At 74.7% G+C, this 21,779-nt stretch carries 18 protein-coding genes and 2 pseudogenes; 10 read left to right on the plus strand and 10 right to left on the minus strand.

The window, feature by feature from the left end; genetic code table 11:
• The first annotated feature begins 2 nt into the window (after nt 1-2).
• The 4 genes from ACZ6J5_RS30760 to ACZ6J5_RS30775 are packed head-to-tail and all read left to right on the plus strand — an operon-like array spanning nt 3 to nt 3,929.
• Entirely contained in the window at nt 3-1,067 is a 1,065-nt protein-coding gene (locus ACZ6J5_RS30760; RefSeq protein WP_469396938.1) for an ABC transporter permease, read from the plus strand.
• The gene (locus ACZ6J5_RS30765) at nt 1,064-1,987 is read left to right on the plus strand and encodes an ABC transporter permease (protein WP_469396939.1); all 924 of its coding nucleotides are present in this window, start codon (nt 1,064-1,066) and stop codon (nt 1,985-1,987) included. Before ACZ6J5_RS30760 ends, ACZ6J5_RS30765 begins: the two co-directional genes overlap by 4 nt.
• On the plus strand, nt 1,984-2,949 hold the full coding sequence (locus ACZ6J5_RS30770; protein ID WP_469396941.1) for an ABC transporter ATP-binding protein: 966 nt from the start codon (nt 1,984-1,986) through the stop codon (nt 2,947-2,949). Before ACZ6J5_RS30765 ends, ACZ6J5_RS30770 begins: the two co-directional genes overlap by 4 nt.
• Nucleotides 2,946-3,929: an oligopeptide/dipeptide ABC transporter ATP-binding protein gene (locus ACZ6J5_RS30775; protein WP_469396943.1), complete on the plus strand. Its 984-nt coding sequence runs from the start codon at nt 2,946-2,948 to the stop codon at nt 3,927-3,929. The genes ACZ6J5_RS30770 and ACZ6J5_RS30775 overlap by 4 nt, the downstream gene beginning before the upstream one ends.
• Before the next feature lie 2 nt (nt 3,930-3,931).
• Here ACZ6J5_RS30775 and ACZ6J5_RS30780 read toward each other — a convergent pair whose 3' ends face one another.
• Complete coding sequence (locus ACZ6J5_RS30780) at nt 3,932-5,065, minus strand: type III polyketide synthase (RefSeq protein ID WP_469396944.1); 1,134 nt, start codon at nt 5,063-5,065, stop codon at nt 3,932-3,934.
• 190 nt (nt 5,066-5,255) lie between these two features.
• Between ACZ6J5_RS30780 and ACZ6J5_RS30785 the strand changes: the two are divergent.
• Nucleotides 5,256-6,475: pseudogene (locus tag ACZ6J5_RS30785) on the plus strand (cytochrome P450).
• Between the two features lie 14 nt (nt 6,476-6,489).
• Here ACZ6J5_RS30785 and ACZ6J5_RS30790 read toward each other — a convergent pair.
• From ACZ6J5_RS30790 to rimP, 9 genes and pseudogenes are all read right to left on the minus strand, one after another.
• Entirely contained in the window at nt 6,490-7,443 is a 954-nt protein-coding gene (locus ACZ6J5_RS30790; protein WP_469397094.1) for a bifunctional riboflavin kinase/FAD synthetase, read from the minus strand.
• A gap of 2,715 nt (nt 7,444-10,158) precedes the next feature.
• Nucleotides 10,159-10,554, minus strand: a pseudogene (locus ACZ6J5_RS30795) (trypsin-like peptidase domain-containing protein); the annotation flags it as partial.
• Nucleotides 10,555-10,755: 201 nt separating this feature from the next.
• On the minus strand, nt 10,756-11,655 hold the full coding sequence (gene truB, locus ACZ6J5_RS30800) for a tRNA pseudouridine(55) synthase TruB (protein WP_469396946.1): 900 nt from the start codon (nt 11,653-11,655) through the stop codon (nt 10,756-10,758).
• Nucleotides 11,652-12,092: a 30S ribosome-binding factor RbfA gene (gene rbfA, locus ACZ6J5_RS30805; RefSeq protein ID WP_469396948.1), complete on the minus strand. Its 441-nt coding sequence runs from the start codon at nt 12,090-12,092 to the stop codon at nt 11,652-11,654. Before rbfA ends, truB begins: the two co-directional genes overlap by 4 nt.
• Before the next feature lie 47 nt (nt 12,093-12,139).
• Nucleotides 12,140-12,433, minus strand: coding sequence for a DUF503 domain-containing protein (locus tag ACZ6J5_RS30810; protein WP_469397095.1), 294 nt, complete (start codon nt 12,431-12,433; stop codon nt 12,140-12,142).
• Between the two features lie 139 nt (nt 12,434-12,572).
• Complete coding sequence (infB, locus tag ACZ6J5_RS30815; RefSeq protein WP_469396950.1) at nt 12,573-15,668, minus strand: translation initiation factor IF-2; 3,096 nt, start codon at nt 15,666-15,668, stop codon at nt 12,573-12,575.
• 145 nt (nt 15,669-15,813) lie between these two features.
• Complete coding sequence (locus tag ACZ6J5_RS30820) at nt 15,814-16,095, minus strand: YlxR family protein (RefSeq protein ID WP_469396951.1); 282 nt, start codon at nt 16,093-16,095, stop codon at nt 15,814-15,816.
• Nucleotides 16,096-16,168: 73 nt separating this feature from the next.
• Complete coding sequence (nusA, locus tag ACZ6J5_RS30825; RefSeq protein ID WP_469396952.1) at nt 16,169-17,164, minus strand: transcription termination factor NusA; 996 nt, start codon at nt 17,162-17,164, stop codon at nt 16,169-16,171.
• A gap of 2 nt (nt 17,165-17,166) precedes the next feature.
• Entirely contained in the window at nt 17,167-17,673 is a 507-nt protein-coding gene (gene rimP / locus ACZ6J5_RS30830; protein ID WP_469396954.1) for a ribosome maturation factor RimP, read from the minus strand.
• 155 nt (nt 17,674-17,828) lie between these two features.
• Here rimP and ACZ6J5_RS30835 point away from each other — a divergent pair, with 155 nt between their 5' ends.
• The 5 genes from ACZ6J5_RS30835 (at nt 17,829) to ACZ6J5_RS30855 (ending at nt 21,668) form a co-directional block, all read left to right on the plus strand.
• Nucleotides 17,829-18,404, plus strand: a complete 576-nt coding sequence (locus ACZ6J5_RS30835) for a hypothetical protein (RefSeq protein WP_469396956.1) — start codon at nt 17,829-17,831, stop codon at nt 18,402-18,404.
• Nucleotides 18,401-18,817, plus strand: a complete 417-nt coding sequence (locus ACZ6J5_RS30840) for a ferritin-like domain-containing protein (protein ID WP_362483954.1) — start codon at nt 18,401-18,403, stop codon at nt 18,815-18,817. Before ACZ6J5_RS30835 ends, ACZ6J5_RS30840 begins: the two co-directional genes overlap by 4 nt.
• A gap of 41 nt (nt 18,818-18,858) precedes the next feature.
• Nucleotides 18,859-19,743 (plus strand): aminoglycoside phosphotransferase family protein, encoded by an 885-nt coding sequence (locus ACZ6J5_RS30845; RefSeq protein WP_469396958.1) that lies wholly within the window; start codon nt 18,859-18,861, stop codon nt 19,741-19,743.
• A gap of 40 nt (nt 19,744-19,783) precedes the next feature.
• Nucleotides 19,784-20,743, plus strand: coding sequence for a slipin family protein (locus ACZ6J5_RS30850; RefSeq protein WP_469396960.1), 960 nt, complete (start codon nt 19,784-19,786; stop codon nt 20,741-20,743).
• A gap of 145 nt (nt 20,744-20,888) precedes the next feature.
• Complete coding sequence (locus ACZ6J5_RS30855; RefSeq protein ID WP_469396962.1) at nt 20,889-21,668, plus strand: response regulator transcription factor; 780 nt, start codon at nt 20,889-20,891, stop codon at nt 21,666-21,668.
• The last annotated feature ends 111 nt before the right edge of the window (nt 21,669-21,779 follow it).

Here is a 21,779-nt window from a genome sequence, read left to right on the forward strand (position 1 = left end):
CGATGACGAGCGCGAGCACCCCCGCCTCCGCGGCCCGGACCGAGCCGGTCCGGGCCGCGGAGGGCGGCGCACCACGGTCGGCCACGGCGGGCGCGTATCTGCGCCACGCGGCGGGGAAGGTGGCCGGCGCGGCCGTCTCCCTCCTCGCCGTGCTCGTCACGAGCTTCTTCCTGTTCCGGATCATCCCCGGCGACCCGGTCAAGGCGATGACCCATGGGCTGCCCACCTCGGCCGAGCAACTGGCCACGCTGCGGCACCAGTTCGGCCTCGACCTGCCGCTGTGGCAGCAGTTCGGCGACTACTGCGCCAAGGCGCTGAGCGGCGACCTCGGCACCTCCTTCCAGTTCCGCGCCCCGGTCGGCGAGCTGATCGCGCAGAAGCTCCCCGCGACGCTGCTGCTCACCGGGACCGCCGTGGTGCTCTACTCGGCGCTCGGGCTGTGGCTGGGCACCCGGTCCGCCTGGCGGCACGGCAGCCTCGGCGACCGGCTGAACACCGGGGTGGCGCTGACCCTGTGGTCGGTGCCCTCGTTCTGGCTCGGGCTGCTGCTGATCATCGTGCTCTCGGTGGGCGTGGGCCCGGTGCCGGGGCTCTTCCCGACCGGCGGCATGGAGTCCGGCACCGGCGAGACCGGCTTCGCGTACGCGCTGGACGTGGCGCACCACATGGTGCTGCCGGTGCTGACCCTGGTCGCCGTCGGCTACGCGCAGACGCTGCTGGTGATGCGCTCCTCGCTGCTCGACGAGATGGGCGGCGACTATCTGACCACCGCCCGCGCGAAGGGGCTGCGCGACGACCTGGTCCGCCGCCGGCACGCCGTGCCGAACGCGCTGCTGCCGACCGTGACGATGGTCTTCATCAACCTCGGGCACGTGGTGGCCGGTTCGATCCTGGTGGAGACGGTCTTCTCCTGGCCGGGCCTCGGCGGGCTGTTCTACCAGGGCCTCAGCGTGCCCGACCTGCCGCTGGTGCAGGGGCTGTTCGTGGTCTTCGCCGGCGCGATGATCGTGATGAACCTGCTCGCCGACCTCCTCTATCCGCTGCTCGACCCCCGGGTGGGCCGATGACCTCTTCACCGACCTCGTCACCGGCCTCCTCGTCGGCCGCCTCGCTGGCCTGGGAGCGCAGGCGCGGCACCGTCGCCCGCTTCTGGCGCTCCTACCGGGGCCACCGGGCCGGGCTGTACGGCCTGCTGGGCCTCGCCCTGATCGGGCTGATCGCGCTCACCGCCCCCTGGACGGTCGGCGCCGACGTGCAGTCGGTGACGAACGCGCCGGGCACCGCCCTGGAGCCGCCGAGCGCCGCGTTCCCCCTGGGCACCGATCAGTTCGGGCGCTCGCTGCTCGGCCTGCTGGTGTGGGGGGCGCGGATCTCGCTGCTGGTCGGGCTGCTCGCGGCGACGCTGTCCGTCGCCATCGGGACGCTGGTGGGGATCGTCGCCGGGCACTACGGCGGCTGGTTCTCCACCGTGGTCATGCGGATCACCGACTGGTTCCTGGTGATGCCGACGCTGGTCCTCGCGATCGTGCTGGCGACCGTGATGTCCCGCTCGATGTGGACGGTGATCCTGGCCATCGGCGTGACCAGCTGGCCGACCACCGCGCGGCTGGTGCGGGCGCAGACCATCGCCGTGGAGTCCCGCCCGTACATCGAGCGGGCGACCGCGCTCGGCGGCGGGCACCGGCACGTCATGTCCCGGCACGTGCTGCCGAACGTGATGCCGCTGGTCCTCGCGCAGACCACGCTCGGGATCTCGACGGCCATCCTCACCGAGGCGACGCTGGCCTTCCTCGGGCTCGGCGACCCCACCGTGGTCTCCTGGGGCGGGATGCTCCAGGACGCGCGCGAGGCGGGCGCCGTCTCCTCCGGCCACTGGTGGTACCTGGCCCCGCCCGGCATCGCGATCGCGCTGGTCGCGCTCGCGTTCACGCTGTGCGGGCGGGCCGTGGAGTCCGTGCTCAACCCGAAGCTGGGGGTGGGGCGATGAGCCTCCTGGAAGTGCGGGACCTGCGCGTGACCTACGGCACGGGGACGGCGGCCGTGCCCGCCGTGCGCGGGGTGGACCTGAGCCTCCCGGCGGGCAGCAAGCTCGGGGTGGCCGGCGAGTCCGGCTGCGGCAAGTCCACGATGGCGCTGGCGCTGCTGCGGCTGCTGCCCGCCACGGCCCGGATGACCGGGGAGATCCTGCTGGACGGGGAGGACGTCCTCACCATGAAGTGGGGGCGGCTGCGGGCGGTGCGCTGGGCGGGGGCGTCGATCGTCTTCCAGGGCGCCATGCACTCGCTGAACGCGGTCCGGCGGATCGGCGACCAGATCGCCGAACCGCTGCTCGTGCACGGCCGGGCCACCCCGGCGGCGGCCCGCGCCCGCGCAGGGGAGCTCCTCGAACAGGTGGGGCTGCCGGCCGCGCGGGCGGCGGCCTATCCGCACGAGCTGTCCGGCGGGCAGCGGCAGCGCGTGATGATCGCGATGGCGCTGGCTTGCGAGCCTCGGCTGATCGTGGCGGACGAGCCGACGACCGCGCTCGACGTGATGATCCAGGCGCAGATCCTGCGGCTGATCGAGCGGCTGGTCGCCGAGCAGGACATCGGGCTGCTGATGATCAGCCACGACCTCGCCGTGCTCGCCGACACCTGCGACCGGCTCGCGGTGATGTACGCGGGCCGGGTGGTCGAGGAGGGGCCGGCGAAGGCGGTGTACGAGGCCGCCGCGCACCCCTACGGGCGGGCGCTGTCCGGGGCCTTCCCCCGGATCGGCGACCCCGCCTCCCGGCGGGCCCCGCGCGGCCTGCCGGGCGATCCGCCGGACCCGGCGGCGCTGCCGTCCGGCTGCGCCTTCCACCCGCGCTGCCCGGTGGCGCTGGAGCAGTGCGCGGAGCGGGACCAGGAGCTGCGGGACGCGGGCGCGGGGCGCCGGGCGGCCTGCGTACACGTGGGGAGCACAGCATGAGCACGGCACCGCTGCTGTCGGCGCGGGGACTGCGGGTGGCCTTCCCGGGGCGGCGCGGCGGCCCCGCCGCGCGGGCCGTGGACGGGGTGGACCTGGACATCGGCGCGGGCGAGATCGTGGCCCTGGTCGGCGAATCGGGCTGCGGCAAGACCACGCTGGCCCGCTCGCTGCTCGGCCTGGTCCGGCCGAGCGGCGGCGAGGTGGCGTTCGCGGGGGCGCCGCTCGCGTACACGGGGAAGGCCCTCAAGGCGTACCGCAGGCGCGCCCAGCTCGTCCTCCAGGACCCGAGCGGCTCGCTGAACCCTCGGCACACGGTGTACGACGCGGTGGCGGAGGGGCTGCGGATCCACGGCCACGCGGGCGACGAGCGGGCGGCGGTCTGCGCGGCGCTGGCGCGGGCGGGGCTGCGCCCGCCGGAGCGCTTCCTGCTGCGCTATCCGCACGAGCTGTCCGGCGGACAGCGGCAGCGGGTGGTCATCGCGGGCGCGCTGGTCCTGGAGCCGGAGCTGATCGTGGCGGACGAGCCGGTGGCCTCGCTGGACGCCTCGGTGCGCGGCGAGATCCTGGCGCTGCTGCTGCGGCTGCGCGACGAGCTGGGCCTCTCGGCGCTGGTCGTCACGCACGACCTGGGGCTGGCCTGGAACATCGCGGACCGGGTGGCGGTGATGTACCTGGGCCGGATCGTGGAGACCGGCCCGGTGGAGTCCGTGCTGACCGACCCCCGGCACCCGTACACCCGGGCGCTGCTGTCGGTGCTCCCGGAGTCCGGGGGCGAGCCGGTGGTGCTCACCGGCGAGCCCCCGGACCCGGCGCGCGTCCCGTCCGGCTGCCGCTTCCACGCCCGCTGCCAGGTCCTCGCCGGGGGCCTGCCCGCCGAGCTCGCCGACCGCTGCCGTACGGCGGACCCGGCGGTCCTGCCGGGCGGCGGCGGGCGGGCGACGGCCTGCCACTGGGCGGAGCGGGAGCCGGCGGCGGGCTGAGCTCAGGCCCGGGTGCGGGCCGGCTCCGGGTGGCGGGGCGCGTAGCCGACGATCCGGCGGGCGGACAGGTCGGGCTCCCGCTCGGCCTCCCCGTTGGTCCAGCGGCCCAGGCACATCTCGGCGGTGATGCCCGGGCCGAAGCCGGCCAGGATGCCTCGGGCGCCCTCCGCGAGCCCGCCCTCGTCGAAGAGGCGGCGGACCGCGTCCAGCACCACGGCGGAGGCGATGTTGCCGTACTCGGTGAGCGTGGACCGGCTGAACCGGAAGGCCTCCGGCGGCACTTCGAGATAGTGGCTGAGGTCGTCGAGGATGCGCGGGCCGCCCGCGTGGATGATGTAGAAGTCGAGCTCGCCCGCGTCCCAGTCGTGCGCTCCGGCGAGCTGCCGCAGCGCCGGGGCGAGCGGCTCCATGGTGCCCGGGACCCGCTTGTCGAGGAGGAAGTGGAAGCCGGTGGCGCGCACGCTGTAGGCGATCCAGTCCTCGGTGTCGGGCACCAGGTGGGCGTCGTTGCGCTCCAGGACGATGCCGGTGCCGCCGCGCCCGCGCACCACGGCGGAGGCGACGGCGTCGCCGAACAGGCCGTTGGAGAGCAGCGAGCCGACACCGAGGTCGGTGGGCTGGTAGCAGAGCGAGCAGAACTCGCAGGCCACGATGAGGACGTTGGCGTCCGGGTACGCGGTGCAGAAGTCGTGCGCCCGGTTCACGGCGGCACCTCCGGCGGCACAGCCGAGCTGGGCGATGGGGAGCTGCCGGGTGTGGCTGGGGAAGCCCATGGTGTTGATCAGCCAGGCGGTGAGCGAGGGCATCATGAAGCCCGTGCAGGACACGTAGACGATCATGTCGATGTCCCCGGGGCCCAGCCCCGCGTTGGCCAGCGCCTCCCTGACCACGGCCGGGACGCGGGCCTTCGCCTCCGCCTCGTACAGCGCGTTGCGCTCCTCGAAGCCGGGGTGCTCCAGGGTCTGCTCGATCGGCTGCACGATGTGCCGTCGGGTGACCCCGGTGTTCCCGATCAGCCGCAGGGCGAGCGGCAGTTGGGGATGGTCGGCATGGCGTGCGCGGGCGAGGTCGAGCGTCTCCTCCATCGTGATCACGTACTCGGGTACGGCCACCGCCGGCTTGCACAGAGTCACCACGACAGGCACTCCTTCGTCTCGTCCGCCGTGAACTGCGGCCCACACTCGCCCCGGCGCGGCGAGCCCGCAACCGCGCGGACCACGGACCGGCTGCGGAGCGTCACCGTGCGGGGCGGGTGCGCGTCCTCCGTTCAGGGGGCTGTCGGCGTCCGGCGTGTCGCGGCCGGGCGGGCCCGGGAACAGGCCCCTCATGACCACCGAATCCCCCACGGCCGGCCCCCGGCCCGTGCGTGCCTGGCCGGTCGCCGACCTGCCCGCGCTCGACTTCGACCCGCTGCTGACCGAACTGCTCGCCGAGGAGCCGGTCGCCCGCATCCGGCTGCCGTTCGGCGCCGAGCACGAGGCCTGGCTGGTCACCCGGTACGCGGACGTACGCGCGGTGACCTCGGACCCCCGGTTCAGCCGGACGGCGCTCCTGGAGCGCCCGGTGACCGGGATGACCGGCCACATGGTCGCGTCCAGGGCCGCGCTGAACTACGCCGACCCCCCGTACCACACCGGGCTGCGGAAGGCCGTGACGAAAGCTTTCACCGGGCAGTCCACCAAACGGCTGCGCCCGCTCGCCCAGGCGACCGCGGACCGGCTGCTCGACACGATGGAGGCGGTGGGCGCCCCGGCCGACCTGATGCGGCACCTGCACGGCCCGCTGCCGATGGCCGTCGTCTGCGATCTGCTGGGCGTCCCCGAGGAGGACCGGGCGGAGCTGGCCTCCTGGCCCGACCTGATCCTGTCCTCGGGCCCCGGGCCGGAGGAGAGCCGGGCCGCGAAGGCCCGGATCCGCGCCTGCGTCGTCCGGCACCTGGAGCGGCGCCGGGCGGAGCCGGCCGACGATCTGGGCGGGGCGCTCGCCGAGTCGCTCGCCGAGGGCCGGATCGACGCCGACGAGGCGGTGTCGCTGGCGATGGCGATCCTGATCAGCGGCGCCCACGCGGTACGGAACAACAGCGCCAACATGGTGTGGCTGCTGCTGACCCGGCCGGAGCTCGCGGACCGGCTGCGGGACGCACCGGAGCTGCTGCCGCGGGCGGTGGACGAGCTGCTGCGCTGGATCCCGCACCGCAACGGGGTGGGGCTGCCCCGGATCGCGCTGGCCGACGTGGAGGTGGGCGGGGTGCTGATCCGCGCGGGCGAGGCGGTGTACGCGTCCTATCTGGCCGCCAACCGCGACCCGCGGCCTTCCCGGACCCGCACACGGTCGACTTCGACCGCACCGGGACCGGGCACGTCTCCTTCGGGCACGGGCCGCACCACTGCATGGGCGCGATGCTGACCCGGATGGAGTCCGAGGTGATGCTCGGGACGCTGCTGGCCCGCTACCCGCGGCTGCGGCTCGCGGGCCGGCCCGAGGACACCCCGTTCCAGTCCAAGGGCCTGATCCGGGGGCCTCGGGAGCTGCTCGTCCGCTGGTGACGGGCGCGGCCGGCTCAGCCCCGGTCGTACACGGCGGTGAGCTCGCGGCTGCGCTTGACGTCGTCGGCCATCGCCGTGAGCAGGTCGTCCAGGGTGTCGAAGCGGAGCATCCCGCGCACGTACGCCAGGAAGTCGACGGCCACGTGCAGGCCGTACAGGTCGAGGCCCTCGCGGTCGATCGCGTACGCCTCGACGGTCCGCTCGGTGGCGTCGAACTGCAGGTTGGTGCCGACCGAGATCGCGGCGGGCATCCGCTCGCCGTCGGCCGTCAGCCAGCCCGCGTAGACGCCGTCGGCGGGGACCGCGGTGTGCGGCAGGGTCTCGACGTTGGCCGTCGGGAAGCCCAGCTCCCGGCCGCGCTGGGCGCCGCGCACGACGATGCCCTCCACACGGTGCGGGCGGCCCAGGATCTCGGCGGCGCCGGTCATGTCGCCCTCGGCGACCAGCCGCCGGGTGAGCGTCGAGGAGAACGGCTCCCCACCGCCCGCCGCGCCCGTCACCCGCAGGTCGATGACCTCGACGTCGTAGTCGTAGGTGGCGCCCAGCTCGGCCAGGACCGCCACGTTGCCCGCGGCGCGGTGGCCGAAGCGGAAGTTGGGGCCCTCGATGACCCGCTTGGCGTGCAGCTTGTCGACGAGCACCTTCACGATGAAGTCGGCCGGGGACAGCTGCGAGAACTCGGCGGTGAACGGCAGGATCAGCAGCGCGTCCACGCCCAGCTCCGCCATCAGATCGGCGCGCCGGTGGTGCGGGGCGAGCAGCGGCGGGTGGCTGCCGGGGCGCACCACCTCGGAGGGGTGCGGGTCGAAGGTGACGACGACCGAGGGGATGCCGAGCTCGCGGGCGCGCTCCACGGCCCGCCCGATGATCAGCTGGTGCCCGCGGTGCACCCCGTCGTAGGAGCCGATGGTGACGACGCTGCGCCCCCAGTCCTGGGGGATGTCCTCCAAGCCACGCCAGCGCTGCACTGTGACCGCTCCTCGTCCGCCTGTACCCATGTCCGCGTGTACGCCTGTTGGCGCAGGTCTAAGACTGCCATGCGCGGCAGGCCACGTCGGCATCGGCATCGGCATCGGCACGGGCGAGGTGACCTTCGTTACGGCCGGGGGCCGGGGGCGCGGGTCCGCGCGCAGCGCGTCGAGGAGTTCGGCGCGCAGGAAGCGGGAGGCGCCGGTGCCGGGGGCGGCGAGGACGGGGACGAGGGCGGCGCGCACGGCCGGCTGCGGTCCGGTCAGCAGCCGCAGCACCAGCGGGTGCAGGACACAGCGGGCGACGGGCCCCTCTTCGAGGCGGGTGTCGACGAAGCCGGCGACCAGTCCGGCGCCCTCCGGGTGCCGCTCGGCGTACTCGGCGACGAGCTCGGCGGCGCGGCGGGCGAGGCGCGGGGTGGGGACGCGGGCGAGCAGCCGCAGCACGGCGGCGGGCTCGTCGCCGTGCAGCCGGGCGCGCAGCGCGCCCAGGACGGCTCCGGGGTGCGAGGCGAGCGCGGCGCCGAGAGCGTCGACGGGGACGCCGGGCTCGGTGAGGGCGCGCGGCAGGTGCCGGGCGCGGGACTCCGGGTCGCGGACCAGCAGCCCGAGCGCGGGGCCGTGCAGGGCGCGGTCGGCGGGCCGGGCGAGCAGGGCGAGGGCGGCGAAGCGCAGGGTGGCGCGGTCGGCCTCGTCCGTGGCGTGCGGGGCGACGAGCCGTCCGTACGCGGCGGCCGCCGTGCGCCGCTCGGGCCGCCCGTCGTCGTGGGCCCAGCGGTCGACGGCCCGGCACAGCGCCGTGGGCTCGTCCTCGGCGAGCGCGCCGAGCAGTCCTTCGGCGAGCGGGTGGGCGGTGGCGACCAGGGCCTCGCACAGGTCGTCGACGGCGAGCCGCCGGTGGGTGTGCAGCACGGCCTGCGCGGCGGTGCCGACGGTGGCGCCGGGCGCGGCGGCCAGCGGGCGCTCGTCCCCGAACCAGCGGCAGAGCAGCGGCTGCACCCCCCGCGGGTCGGCGGCGAGCAGCCCGGCGACCGCGTCGAGGAAGCGCGGCGGGGTCCCGGGCCCGGGCGCCGGGTCGGCGGGCACCAGCCGCCGCAGCAGGTCGACCCGCTCCCCCTCGGGCAGCCGCAGCCCGGCCCAGAACCCGGCGCCGAACCCGGGAAAGGCGTCGGCGGCCCCGGGCCGCGCCCCGATCCGCCCGGCGAGCCGCCGCAGCACGGGCAGGAACGGCCGGAGATCCCGCACCCCTCCGAGCACCCCACCGAGCAGCCGCGAGGCCCACCAGACCCCTTCGGGGACGCCGGGGGGCGGGCCGCCCGCCCCGTCGGCGAAGGCCGCGAGCGCGTCGGCCAGGGACGTCAGGCGGGTGGCGAGGGCCTCTGGGCCCTGGTCGTGGTGGAGGTGGTGGAGGGCCTGGAGGACGGGGCCGATGCGGTGGCGGGGCACCGGGAGGCCGCCGGGCGGGGGCGGGTGGTGGACCAGGACGTCCAGGGCGCGGTCGACGTCCAGATGGGCGCCCTGGAGCCAGTCGGCGAGCTCCTCGTGGGCGAAGCGGTAGCCGGCGCCCGCGGGGACGAGCAGGGCCTCGGTGAGGACGGCGGAGGCCCAGCCTTCGGGCCAGGGGAACAGCTCCTCGAAGGACTCCCGGTCCAGCTCGCCCTGTCCGGGCCCGAGGCAGCGGCGGGCGGCCTCGTGGACCCGGCCGCTGACCCGGGCGGCGAGCCGCCGCACGGCCGTGCCGCGCGCCACGGGGCGGCTGCCGGCGGCGATCCGCACCGCGACCCGCAGGCACATCAGGGCCAGGTGCGCGGCGAACACCTCGTCCCGGCCCGGCCGCCCCGCCGCCTCGCCCCGGGTGGCGGCCCGGACCTCGCCGAGCAGCCGCAGCGCCAGCGGGTGCCGGGCGTCCTCCGGGTCGATCGCGTCGTCGGGGACGGCGTGCAGCCGCCGGGCCTCGCGGGCGGCGGCCTCGCCGAGGTCGCCCAGGACGACGGTCCTCGGCCCGGTGACGTACAGCGGTCCGGCCTGCTCCCAGTGCTCCGCGCGGCAGGCGGTCACCAGCCGCGCCCCGTGCGCGGCGAGCCACTGCTCGGTGGCGGTGGTCCAGGGCCCGAGACGGTGGGCGAGCAGCGGCGGCATCTCCTCGGGGCCGTCGAGCAGGAGCAGCAGGGGGCGGTGGGCGGCGCGGGCGAGCGCGGCGGCCTGCTCGGGGGTCGCCCCGGCGGGGTCGCCGGGGGTGCCGGACGCGGCGGCGACCCGTCCGGCGCGGTACAGGGCCCGCCCGACGGCGTCGGCGACGGAGCGGTCGTCGGCGCGCAGGTCCGCGCCGCGCAGCCACACCGTGGGCGCGGGGGCCGGGCCCCGGGCGCGCAGCGCGGCGAGGCCGGCGAGCGCCGTGGTGCGGCCGGTGCCGGGGGCGCCGACGACGGCGAGCACGAGGGCCTCGCCGTCGTCCCGGACCCGCGCGGCGGGCGGCTCCTCGCGGGTGCCGGTGGTGGTGGCGGTCAGCTCCAGGACCCCGGCCAGGTTGAGGTCGCGGCCGTAGGCGGGGACGGTGGCGGCGTTGCGCAGCAGCAGGGCGGCGAGCGGTCCGGTGGGCGGCACCGGCAGGGCGTGCCCGGCCGCGCGCCGGTCGCCGTGCAGGGCGGTGCCGAGGACGCCGAGGACGGCGCCGGTGTCGGGGTCGAGGACGGGCCCGCCGGCGGCCGGTCCGCCCTCGTGCAGGGCCTCGGCGCCCTCGGTGCCGATGGCGAGCTCCAGGGCGGACCCGGCCGTGGCGCCGAGCACCCGGGCCTCGCGCCAGCCGTGCGCGGCGATCCGTACGTACGTCCCGGGCTCGATGCCCTGGCGGGCGGCGAGCGGCAGCGGGCGGGCGGTCAGCCCCTCGGCGCGGACGAGCGCGAGCCCGCTGTCGGGCAGCAGGGTGAGGTCGGCGGGGCCGACCCGGTGGCTGCGCCCGTCGGGGGTGCGCAGCAGGAGGGCGGCGCGGCCCCGGACGACTTCGTGGCCGGTGAGCACGGTGCCCTGGTGGTCGGCGAGGAAACCGGTGCCGCACGGCCGGCCGGCCGGATCCTCGATCCGCACCAGCTCCGCCAGGTCCCCGCTCCCCATCCTCCGACCGTAGGTTCCCGGTGATCACCGGGAACAGCTCAAGGCCGAACGCGCCCCCTCACACGCCCCCCGTCCGCTTCGAGCGCCTGCCCGAACGGGTGAGAAGGGGAAGGGGTGGGGAGGCGGAATGCCTCGTGGGGCGGTCACGCGTGCGTGACCGCCCCACGAGGCATTCCGCTCGGCATCGGGCGGCTCCGGGCCTCAGCCGAAGACGGCCAGGCTCTTCGCCTTGCCCCGCTGCGCCTCGACCAGCGCGAGCAGCCGCCCGTCCGGCCCGTAGACCGCGACCGGGCCCGCCGGGTACTCCGGCATCTCCAGGCGCACGCCGTTCAGCAGCAGCCCGGCCCGCTTCTCGTCGACGTCCCAGCGGGGGAACGCCGCGTCGGCCGCGTCGGCGACCGGCATGACCGTGAGCTCTTCCTGGAGCTGGTCCAGGGTGCGCGCGGAGTCCAGCTTGTACGGGCCGACCCGGGTGCGGCGCAGCGCGGTCAGGTGCCCGCCCACGCCGAGACCGGCGCCCAGGTCGCGGGCGAGCGCCCGGATGTACGTGCCGGAGGAGCAGACGACGGAGACCACCAGGTCCACGACCGGGGTGCCGTCCGCCGCGGTGTCCTCGCGCACGTCGTACACGCGGAAGGAGGAGACGGTCACCGGCCGGGCCGGGATCTCGAACTCCTCGCCGCCGCGCACCCGCGCGTAGGACCGCTTGCCGTCGATCTTGATGGCGGAGACCTTCGACGGCACCTGCATGATGGCGCCGGTCAGCTCCGCGACCCCCGCGTCGATCTGCTCGCGGGTGACCTTCGACGCGTCGACCGACGCCGTGATCTCGCCCTCGGCGTCGTCGGTGATCGTGGTCTGCCCGAGCCGGACGGTGCCCAGGTACTCCTTCTCGGTCAGCGCGAGGTGACCGAGGAGCTTGGTCGCCCGCTCCACGCCGAGGACGAGGACGCCCGTCGCCATGGGGTCGAGCGTCCCGGCGTGGCCGACGCGGCGGGTCTTGGCGATCCCGCGCATCTTGGCCACGACGTCGTGCGAGGTGAAGCCCGACGGCTTGTCGACGATGACAAGGCCGTCGGGCGTGCTGGCTGTCTTGCTCATTCGGCGGCTTCGTCCTCGCCCTGCTTCTTGTACGGGTCGGCGTCACCGGCGAAGGCGGCGCCCGAGGACGCGTCGCGCACCTTCGCGTCCGAGGCGCGCACCTGGTCCAGGAGGTCCTCGATGTTCTTGGCGGTCTCCGGGAGGGCGTCCGCCACGAAGGTGAGCGTCGGGGTGAACTTGGTGCCCGCGGCCCGGCCGACGGCCGACCGCAGGACGCCCTTGGCGCTCTCCAGGCCGGCGGCGGCGCTGGCCCGGTCCTCCTCGTCCCCGTAGACCGTGTAGAAGACCGTGGCCTCCCGCAGGTCACCGGTGACGCGGGTGTCCGTGATGGTCACGTGCGTACCCAGGCGCGGGTCCTTGATGCCGCGCTGCAGCTTCTCGGCGACCACCTCCCGGATGAGGTCCGCCAGCTTCTTCGCCCGCGCGTTGTCGGCCACTGGTCCTTCTCCTCTTTCTTGCCTTTTTCTTGCGTTGCCTGCTGAGTTCAGTCTTCGTCGGTGTGGAGCCTGCGTCTAACCGACAGCAGCTCCACCTCCGGCCGGGCGGCGACCAGGCGCTCGCACCGGTCCAGTACGTCACTGAGGTGCCCCGGGTCGCCCGACACCATCGCGACGCCGATCTCGGCCCGCCGGTGGAGGTCCTGGCCCGACACCTCCGCCGCGCTCACGGAGAACTTCCGCTGGAGCTCGGCGACGATCGGCTTGACGACGGAGCGCTTCTCCTTCAGCGACCGTACGTCGCCGAGGAGCAGATCGAAGGACAGCGTCCCCACATACATGTATGCCCGGATGTCCCGCCGGTTCGGGTTCATGGGCCCCGCCAACCGCTTGGCAGGGACATCAGAACCGTACACGGAACGGCCGGGGCCGATCGACGGAATTCCTTCCCGCCGACCGGCCCCGGATCAACGCTGTACGTCAGGCGCGCGGCTTCTCGCGCATCTCGTACGTCGCGATGACGTCGTCGATCTTGATGTCGTTGAAGTTTCCGAGGTTGATACCACCCTCGTAGCCTTCGCGGATCTCGGTGACGTCGTCCTTGAAGCGGCGCAGACCCTCGATGTTGAGGTTCTCCGCGATGACCTTGCCGTCGCGGATGAGGCGCGCCTTGGTGTTGCGCTTGACCTCGCCCGAGCGGATGAGGACACCGGCGATGTTGCCCAGCTTGGACGAGCGGAAGACCTCGCGGATCTCCGCCGTACCGAGCTCGACCTCTTCGTACTCCGGCTTGAGGAGACCCTTCAGGGCCGCCTCGATCTCCTCGATGGCCTGGTAGATCACCGAGTAGTACCGGACGTCGACGCCCTCGCGCTCCGCCATCTGCGCGGCACGGCCGGCCGCACGGACGTTGTAGCCGATGACGATGGCGTCGGAGCCCATCGCCAGGTCGATGTCGGACTCGGTGACCGCACCCACACCGCGGTGCAGGACGCGGATGTCGACCTCTTCGCCGACGTCGAGCTGGAGCAGCGAGGACTCGAGAGCCTCGACCGCACCGGACGCGTCGCCCTTGATGATGAGGTTGAGTTCCTGGACCAGACCGGCCTTGAGCACCTTGTCGAGGTCCTCGAGGGACACCCGGCGGACGCGCTTGGCGAAGGCGGCGTTGCGCTCACGCGCGGCGCGCTTCTCGGCGATCTGACGGGCCGTACGGTCCTCGTCGACGACGATGAGGTTGTCGCCGGCACCCGGCACGTTGGTGAGACCGAGCACCAGGACGGGAGTCGACGGGGTCGCCTCCTCGACGTTGTTGCCCTTGTCGTCGAGCATCGCCCGGACGCGGCCGTACGCGTCGCCGACCACCACGGTGTCGCCGATGCGCAGCGTTCCGCGCTGGACCAGGACGGTCGAGACGGCACCGCGACCGCGGTCGAGGTGGGACTCGATCGCGATGCCCTGCGCGTCCTGGTTCGGGTTGGCCCGCAGGTCGAGCGAGGCGTCGGCGGTGAGGACGACGGCCTCCAGCAGGGAGTCGATGTGCAGACCCTGCTTGGCGGAGATGTCGACGAACATCGTGTCGCCGCCGTACTCCTCGGCCACCAGACCGAACTCGGTGAGCTGACCGCGCACCTTGACCGGGTCGGCACCCTCGACGTCGATCTTGTTGACCGCGACGACGATCGGGACGCCGGCGGCCTTGGCGTGGTTGAGCGCCTCGATCGTCTGCGGCATGACGCCGTCGTTGGCCGCGACCACGAGGATCGCGATGTCGGTCGACTTCGCACCACGGGCACGCATGGCGGTGAACGCCTCGTGACCCGGGGTGTCGATGAAGGTGATCTTGCGGTCCTCGCCGTTGACCTCGGTGCCCACCTGGTAGGCACCGATGCCCTGCGTGATGCCGCCGGCCTCGCCCGCGACGACGTTCGTCTTGCGGATCGCGTCGAGCAGTCGGGTCTTACCGTGGTCGACGTGACCCATGACGGTGACGACCGGCGGACGGGAGACCAGAGCCTCTTCGCCGCCCTCGTCCTCGCCGAACTCGATGTCGAAGGACTCGAGGAGCTCGCGGTCCTCCTCCTCCGGCGAGACGATCTGAACGACGTAGTTCATCTCTTCGCCGAGCATGGTCAGCGTGTCGTCGGAGACCGACTGCGTGGCCGTGACCATCTCACCGAGGTTCATCATCACCGCGACGAGCGACGCCGGGTTGGCGCCGATCTTCTCGGCGAAGTCGGTGAGGGAGGCACCGCGCGACAGGCGAATGGCGTCGCCGTTGCCGCGGGGCAGCATCACGCCGCCCACGGACGGGGCCTGCATGGCCTCGTACTCCTGGCGCCTCTGACGCTTCGACTTGCGACCGCGACGCGCGGGACCACCGGGACGGCCGAAGGCGCCCTGCGTGCCACCACGGGCACCCGGACCACCGGGACGACCGCCGAAGCCGCCGGGACGACCGCCGAAGCCGCCACCGCCGCCGGGACCGCCCGGACGACCGCCGCCACCGCCACCGGGACCACCGGGACGGCCGGCGAAGCCGCCGCCGCCACCGCCGGGACCGGCCGGACGACCGGCGAAGCCGGGACGACCGCCACCGCCGCCGCCGGGACCGCCCGGACGACCGCCGGGGCCACCGGGGCCACGACCGCCGGGGCCGGGACGCGGGCCGGCAGCGGGACGCTGCGGCATCATGCCCGGGTTCGGACGGTTACCGCCGGGCGCGCCGCCCGGACGGGGAGCCTGCGGACGGGGCATGCCACCGGGGGTCGGACGCGGAGCGCCGCCCTGGGGGCGCGGGGCGCCGGGAACGCCGCCCTGGCCCTGCGGACGCGGAGCGCCACCGGGGGCACCGGGGCCGCCGGGACGCGGCGCGCCACCCTGCGGACGGGGCGCCTGCGGGCGCGCCATGCCGGTGGAGCCGCCGGAGGTGAAGGGGTTGTTGCCCGGACGCGGGCCGGCCGGGCGGGCGCCCGGACGCGGGGCCTGCTGGCCGGGACGGGGGGCCTGCTGACCCGAACGCGGCGCCTGCTGGCCCGGACGGGCAGCGGCGGGACGCGGGCCGGGGGTGGCGCCACCGGAACGCTGACCGGCGGCCGGGGCCGACGGGGCGGCCGGGGGGGCCGTGAACTCCGGGGTGGTCGGAGCCGGCGCGGCGGGCGCGGGCTTCGGGGCCGGCTTCGGACCCGGACGCGGGCCGGAGGCGGCCGGAGCCGGAGAGGGGGTGCTGCTCGCGGGCGCGGCCGGGGTGGCCGGGGCCGCGGGCGCGGCGGGGGCCGGCTTGGGGGCCGGTGCGCCGGGCTTGGGGGCAGCGGGGCGAGCCGCGGCGGCCGGGGACGGCGCCGAGGGCTTCGCGGGGGAGGGCGCCGCCTTGCGGGGCGCGCCGGGCTTGGCAGCGGTCTTGCCGGCGTTGCCGCCGGGACCCTGCAAAGCGTCAGTCAACTTGCGCACGACCGGCGCCTCGATCGTCGAGGACGCCGAACGGACGAATTCACCGAGTTCCTGGAGCTTGGCCATGACGACCTTGCTCTCTACACCGAACTCCTTGGCGAGCTCGTATACCCGGACCTTAGCCACTTCGCTCCTTTTAGGTCCGGTTACCGCCGGACCGTCGCTACTTCATGGGCGTACTCATCGCGTACTCATCGAGTGCTCATCGCAATCTCGACCTACTTCCAACTCGCGAGGTACCTGACCGCACGGGATTCCGTGCCGTACTTCTTCACTGCGGTGCCGTCCGCTCGACGTGGTGGCGGAGAGCCACGGTGTCGAGCGGTCCCTGGGTCCGGAAGGCCCTGGGGAACGCCCTGCGGCGAACCGCCAGGTCGAGACAGACCACGGCGGGGTGCACGTACGCACCCCGGCCGGGCAGCGTACCGCGATGATCGGGGACGCACTCGCCCTTATTCATCACGATCCGCAGCAGGTCGCTCTTGGCCGCTCGCTCCCGGCATCCCACACAGGTTCGCTCAGGGCACGCGCGGGCATGCGTCCGGCCAGACACGATAAGTCTACCTCCCCGTACCGACCTCACCCGTTCGGGGTAAAAATCGAACAGTTGTTAGCCAAATTCGGTCTCAGTCCTGGGGACCCGAGACCTCGGTGTCCGGACGGATGTCGATCCGCCAGCCGGTGAGGCGCGCGGCCAGACGGGCGTTCTGCCCCTCCTTGCCGATCGCCAGCGACAGCTGGTAGTCGGGCACCGTCACCCGGGCCGAACGGGCGGCCAGGTCCACGACCTCGACCTTGGACACCCGCGCCGGGGAGAGCGCGTTCGCCACCATCTCGGCCGGGTCGTCCGACCAGTCGACGATGTCGATCTTCTCGCCGAGCAGCTCGGCCATCACGTTGCGCACCCGGCTGCCCATCGGGCCGATGCAGGCGCCCTTGGCGTTCAGGCCCGAACGGGTGGAGCGGACGGCGATCTTGGTGCGGTGACCGGCCTCACGGGCGATGGCGGAGATCTCCACCGAACCGTCGGCGATCTCCGGCACCTCCAGGGCGAAGAGCTTCTTCACCAGATTGGGGTGCGTACGCGAAAGGGTGACGGACGGACCGCGCACACCCTTCGCCACCCGGACGACGTACGTGCGCAGCCGCAGGCCGTGCGTGTACTCCTCGCCCGGCACCTGCTCCTGCACCGGGAGGATGGCCTCCAGCTTGTCGTCCAGCCTGACCAGGACGTTCTTCGGGTCCTTGCCCTGCTGCACCATGCCGGCCACGATGTCGCCCTCGCGGCGGGCGTACTCGCCGAAGGTGACGTCGTTCTCGGCGTCCCGCAGCCGCTGCTGGATGACCTGGCGGGCGGTGCTCGCGGCGATCCGGCCGAAGTCCGACGGCGTGTCGTCGAACTCCTTGGGCTGCTGGCCCTCCTCCAGGTCGGCCGGGTCTTCCTTCGCCCACACCGTCACGTGCCCGGTGGCCCGGTCCAGCTCCACGCGGGCGTGGCGGCGGGCGTCGGGGGTGCGGTGGTAGGCGATGAGGAGGGCCGACTCGATCGCCTCGACCAGCATCTCGAAGGAGATTTCCTTCTCCTGCGCCAAGCCCTTCAGGAGCTTCACGTCGATGTCCACGGCTACGCCTCCTCTTCCTTCTTGTCCTTGCGGTTGAACTCGATCTCGACACGCGCCTTCGCGATCTCGGCGAACTCCACCCGGCGGGCGGTGGCCTTGCGGCCCTTCACGCCCGGCACCTCGGTGTCCAGACCGTCCTCGTCCACCGCGAGGATCCGGGTGACCAGCTCGCCGGCCCCGGCCTCGGGGGTCAGCTGGAGCTTCACGAGGCGGCCGACGGCGCGCACGTAGTGGCGGTGCTGGGTCAGGGGGCGGTCGGCGCCCGGGGAGCTGACTTCGAGGACGTACTCGCCCTCGCCCATCACGTCGGACTCGTCCAGCTTCTCGGAGATGACGCGGCTCAGCTCGGCGCAGGCGTCGAGCTCGACACCCTCCTCCGAATCGACGATGACCCTCAGCAGTCCGCGGCGACCGGCCCGGGACACCTCGATCTCCTCGAGGTCGAGATCCTTCGCGTGAACGAGCGGCTCCAGAAGACCGCGCAGCCGTTCGCTCTGGGTGGTGCTCATCCGGGTGACTCCTCGGCCGCGTGTGCTGTTGTGGGTTGTCGCGTGTCAGATCAAAGGGTATCCGGTCCAGGAGGGTGTTGCCGTCCACCGGGCCGGGCCCCGCGGGTACGCTCGCCTGCGGTGATCTTCGAATACCTGAGCGTGAGGGAGAAGGCGTGACAGGCATCGGAAGGCGCGCGCTCCTGGCCGCGGGCGTGACCGGCGGCGCGGTGGCGCTCGCCGGCTGCGGATCCCCCGGCGACACGCGCCCGGAGCCCCCCAGCGCGGCCGAGCGCGCCGCGCGCGCCGAGGCCGTGCTGCGGGCCCGGTCCGCCGCGACCGGCCGCACCCTGCTCGCCCGCTACGACGCGGTGCTCGCCGCCCATCCCGCGCTCGGCGGCCGGCTGGCCCCGCTGCGGGCCTCGGTCGCGGCCCATGTCGCGGCCCTCGGCGAGGGCACGGCGGCCCCGGGGAGCCCGGCGGCCACGAGCCCGGCGGCCACGCCGACCACGGCGGCCTCCTCGGCCGGGCGCCCGAGCGCCCCCTCGGCCCCCGGCTCCCCCGCGCCCGCCTCCGTACCCGCCGACCCGGCGGCGGCGCTCACCGAACTGGCCGCCGCCGAACGGGCGACCGCCGACACCCACACGGCGACGCTGCGGACGGCGCCGCCCGAGTACGCCCGGCTGCTGGCCTCCGTCGCCGCCGCCGGGGCCGCCCACGCCTATCTGCTGACCGAAAGGGCCCGGGGATGACCGCGCTCGACGCGGCCCAGGCCGCACTCGCCGCCGAGCACGCCGCCGTGTACGGGTACGGGGTCGTCGGCGCCCGCGTCGGCGAGGCCCGGCGCGCCGAGGCCACCGCCGCCCACCAGGCCCACCGGGCCCGCCGGGACGCGCTCCGGCGCACCGTCCGCGACCTCGGCGGCGAGCCGGTCGCCGCCGCCGCGGGCTACGCCCTGCCGTTCACCGTGCCGGACCCGGCGGCGGCGGTGCGCCTGGCCGCCGTCCTGGAGGACCGGGTCGCCGGGGTCTACTCCGATCTGGTGCGCTCCGCCGAGGGCCCGCTGCGCGGCGAGGCGGCGGCCGCGCTGCGCGAGGCGGCGGTCCGGGCGGTGCGCTGGCGCGGCAGCGACGTAACCTTTCCAGGGCTCGCCGAACGGGCGTAGAAGCCGCCCGCCACCGAGGAAACGAAGGAAACAAGGCACGTATGGGTTACGAACCGCCGCAGCGACTGGTGCGGGCGCTCGGCGAGACCTACGGGGAGGCCGTCGCGGCCGAGTGGCTCGGGGAGCTCCCCGAGCTGACCCGGGGCACGCTGGCGGACGCCGGTCTGGCCGCCGAACGGGTGATGGCCCCCGGCGGTCGCAGCAGCCTCGTCGTCCTCGTCCCGGGCGCCGCCCTGAAACTGGCGCCCGCCGTCGCCCGCCCGGACCTGGAGCGGGCCGCGCTCGCGCACTGGGACGGCTGGGGCGCCGTGCGCCTGCTCGACGGCCCGGCCGGGGACGGACTGCTCCTGGAGCGGCTGCACCCGGAGGTCTCGCTGCGCTCGCTGCCGGAGGCCAAGGCGCTCCTGGAGGCCGCCGGGACCGTCCGGCGGCTGTGGGTCGAGCCGCCGGCCGGCCACGGCTTCGAGCCGGTGGCCGAGCGGACCGGCCGGCAGGCCCTGGCGATGGCCGCGCACCGGTCCGACGGGGAGGCCGGCCCGCTGGTGGCGGCGGCGCTCGCGGCCCGCGAGGAGCTGCTCGCGGGCGAGGCGGAGACCGTGCTGCTGCACGGCTGCTTCCGGCAGGGCAAGGTCCTGGCGGGCGACCGGGCGCCCTGGCTGGCCGTCGGCCCCGATCCGCTGGTCGGCGAGCGGGCCTACGACCTGGCGCGGCTGGTGCGGGACCGGGTCGAGGACCTGGTGGCCGCCTCCTCGGGCGCCTCGGCGGCCCGGCGGCGGGTGAACAAGCTGGCCGACGCGCTGGACCTGGACCGGGAGCGGCTGCGCGGCTGGACGCTCTTCCGGGCGGTCGAGTCGGCGGCCCGGGCGCTCGACGCGGGGCGCCCGGCGGACGCGGAGCTGCTGCTGGAGTTCGCGGGCTGGCTGTAAGGGAATACCCTTCTTGTAACCCTTTGTCAGGGAGCCCGTCATGATCCAAGAGCTGTTGATGGCGGCCGTGGGGGCGGGGGCGGCGGTCGCGGTGTACGCGGGGGCCGCGGCGCGCGTGGTCAAGCAGTACGAGCGCGGGGTGGTGTTCCGCTTCGGGCGGCTCGTCGACCGGGAGCGCCAGCCCGGATTCCAGATGATCGTGCCGCTGGTGGACCGGATGCACAAGGTCAACATGCAGATCGTCACGATGCCGGTGCCGGCCCAGGAGGGCATCACCCGGGACAACGTGACGGTGCGGGTCGACGCGGTCGTCTACTTCAAGGTCGTGGACGCGGCGGACGCGCTGGTGCGGGTGGAGGACTACAAGTTCGCCGTCTCCCAGATGGCGCAGACCTCGCTGCGGTCGATCATCGGCAAGAGCGACCTGGACGACCTGCTGTCCAACCGGGAGAAGCTCAACCAGGGCCTGGAGCTGATGCTCGACAGCCCGGCGATGGGCTGGGGCGTCGCGATCGACCGGGTCGAGATCAAGGACGTGTCGCTGCCCGAGACGATGAAGCGCTCGATGGCCCGGCAGGCGGAGGCGGACCGGGAGCGGCGCGCGCGGGTGATCAACGCGGACGCGGAGCTCCAGGCGTCGAAGAAGCTGGCCGAGGCGGCGCGCCAGATGGAGGACACGCCGTCCGCGCTCCAGCTCCGGCTGCTGCAGACGGTGATGGCCGTGTCGGCGGAGAAGAACTCGACCCTGGTGCTGCCGATCCCGGTCGAGCTGCTGCGCTTCCTGGAGCGCGCGGGCGGCGGACCGGAGCAGCCCGCCGAACAGCCCGCGAAGCCGCACGCGGAACGCCCCGCCGTGGAGCCGCCGGCCGCCCCGGCGCCGCCGCCCCTCTCCGACGCGTACCTCAAGGGCGTGGCGGACGCGGCGGAGGGCGTCGAGGACCTGACGGGCGCCTCCGTGGAGCCGGCGCCGAGGCAGGACGAGGACACGGCGGGCGCCTGAGGGGCCGGCCCGGCCGCTCGGCACGAGGGCCGCGTGCCGGGTGCCGGGTGCCGGGTGCCGGGAGCCGGGAGCCGGGAGCCGGGAGATCGTGTGCCGGGACCGCCACCCGGCCCTAGGATGCTGGTATATGCCGCGAATGCCTGATGTGTCACCGCCTGTCCCACGGCCGCTCATCCTCTTCGCCCTCACCGACGCCCGGGTCACGGACGAGGTCGGCGGAATGCTCCGCGTCCGGGGCTACGAGGTGCTGCACACGCCCGACGGCCCCGCCCTGCGGCGCGCGCTCCGCGAGCGCCCGTCGCGGGGCCTGGTGCTCAGCACCAAGCTGCCCGGCTGCGACCCCTGGCGGCTCCTCGCCGAACTCCGCGAGCGCGACCGGCTCCTGCCCATCGTCATGGCCGCCCCCGTCTACATCGAGGACGACGCCACCCGCGCGTACCGCCTCGGCGCGGACGACTACATCACGTACGCCCTCTCCCGCGCCCAGGGGATGCCCCGGATCGCCGCCCGCTTCCGGCGCCTGCTGCGCTCCGCGAGCCGCACCGGCCCGGGACCGGAGCCGGCCACCGGACCGGGCCCAGCGGCCGCCGCTCCGGGCGCTCCGGGCGCTCCGGGCGCTCCGGGCGCTCCCGGGCAGCGGATCGTGGTGGACCCCGCCACCCGGACCGCCCGCGCCGACGGCACCCCGCTCGACCTGACCGCGCTGGAGTTCGACCTGCTCACCGCGTTCGTCTCCCGCCCCGAGCGGGTGCTGAGCCGGGGTCAGCTCCTCCGGGAGGTCTGGGGCGACGACGAGAAAGCCGACGCCCGCCGGGTGAAGTACGCGGTGCTGCGGCTGCGCCACAAGATCGCCGAAGCGACCGGCGGCCGGACCGGCATCGCCACCGTCCGCGGCGTCGGCTACCGCTACCGCCCCCCGGACTGACCGCCCGCCGCCGACCGGGTGGATGGTCCCGAACCGCCCGCCGAAGGTCCCGGAGCGCCCGGTGGCACCGCCGCCGCACCCTCCGCGCACCCGTACCGCAACCTCGCCGCG

The organism is Streptomyces sp. NPDC042100 (assembly GCF_055582325.1).

Excerpts from the sequence above, each read along its gene's own strand:
- ACZ6J5_RS30845 (WP_469396958.1), top strand. The coding sequence starts at position 18,859 with ATGGGTTACGAACCGCCGCAGCGACTGGTGCGGGCGCTCGGCGAGACC.
- ACZ6J5_RS30765 (WP_469396939.1), top strand. The coding sequence starts at position 1,064 with ATGACCTCTTCACCGACCTCGTCACCGGCCTCCTCGTCGGCCGCCTCG.
- ACZ6J5_RS30840 (WP_362483954.1), top strand. The coding sequence starts at position 18,401 with ATGACCGCGCTCGACGCGGCCCAGGCCGCACTCGCCGCCGAGCACGCC.
- rimP (WP_469396954.1), bottom strand. The coding sequence starts at position 17,673 with ATGAGCACCACCCAGAGCGAACGGCTGCGCGGTCTTCTGGAGCCGCTC.
- ACZ6J5_RS30810 (WP_469397095.1), bottom strand. The coding sequence starts at position 12,433 with ATGTATGTGGGGACGCTGTCCTTCGATCTGCTCCTCGGCGACGTACGG.
- ACZ6J5_RS30775 (WP_469396943.1), top strand. The coding sequence starts at position 2,946 with ATGAGCACGGCACCGCTGCTGTCGGCGCGGGGACTGCGGGTGGCCTTC.
- ACZ6J5_RS30760 (WP_469396938.1), top strand. The coding sequence starts at position 3 with ATGACGAGCGCGAGCACCCCCGCCTCCGCGGCCCGGACCGAGCCGGTC.
- ACZ6J5_RS30770 (WP_469396941.1), top strand. The coding sequence starts at position 1,984 with ATGAGCCTCCTGGAAGTGCGGGACCTGCGCGTGACCTACGGCACGGGG.
- truB (WP_469396946.1), bottom strand. The coding sequence starts at position 11,655 with ATGAGCAAGACAGCCAGCACGCCCGACGGCCTTGTCATCGTCGACAAG.
- ACZ6J5_RS30850 (WP_469396960.1), top strand. The coding sequence starts at position 19,784 with ATGATCCAAGAGCTGTTGATGGCGGCCGTGGGGGCGGGGGCGGCGGTC.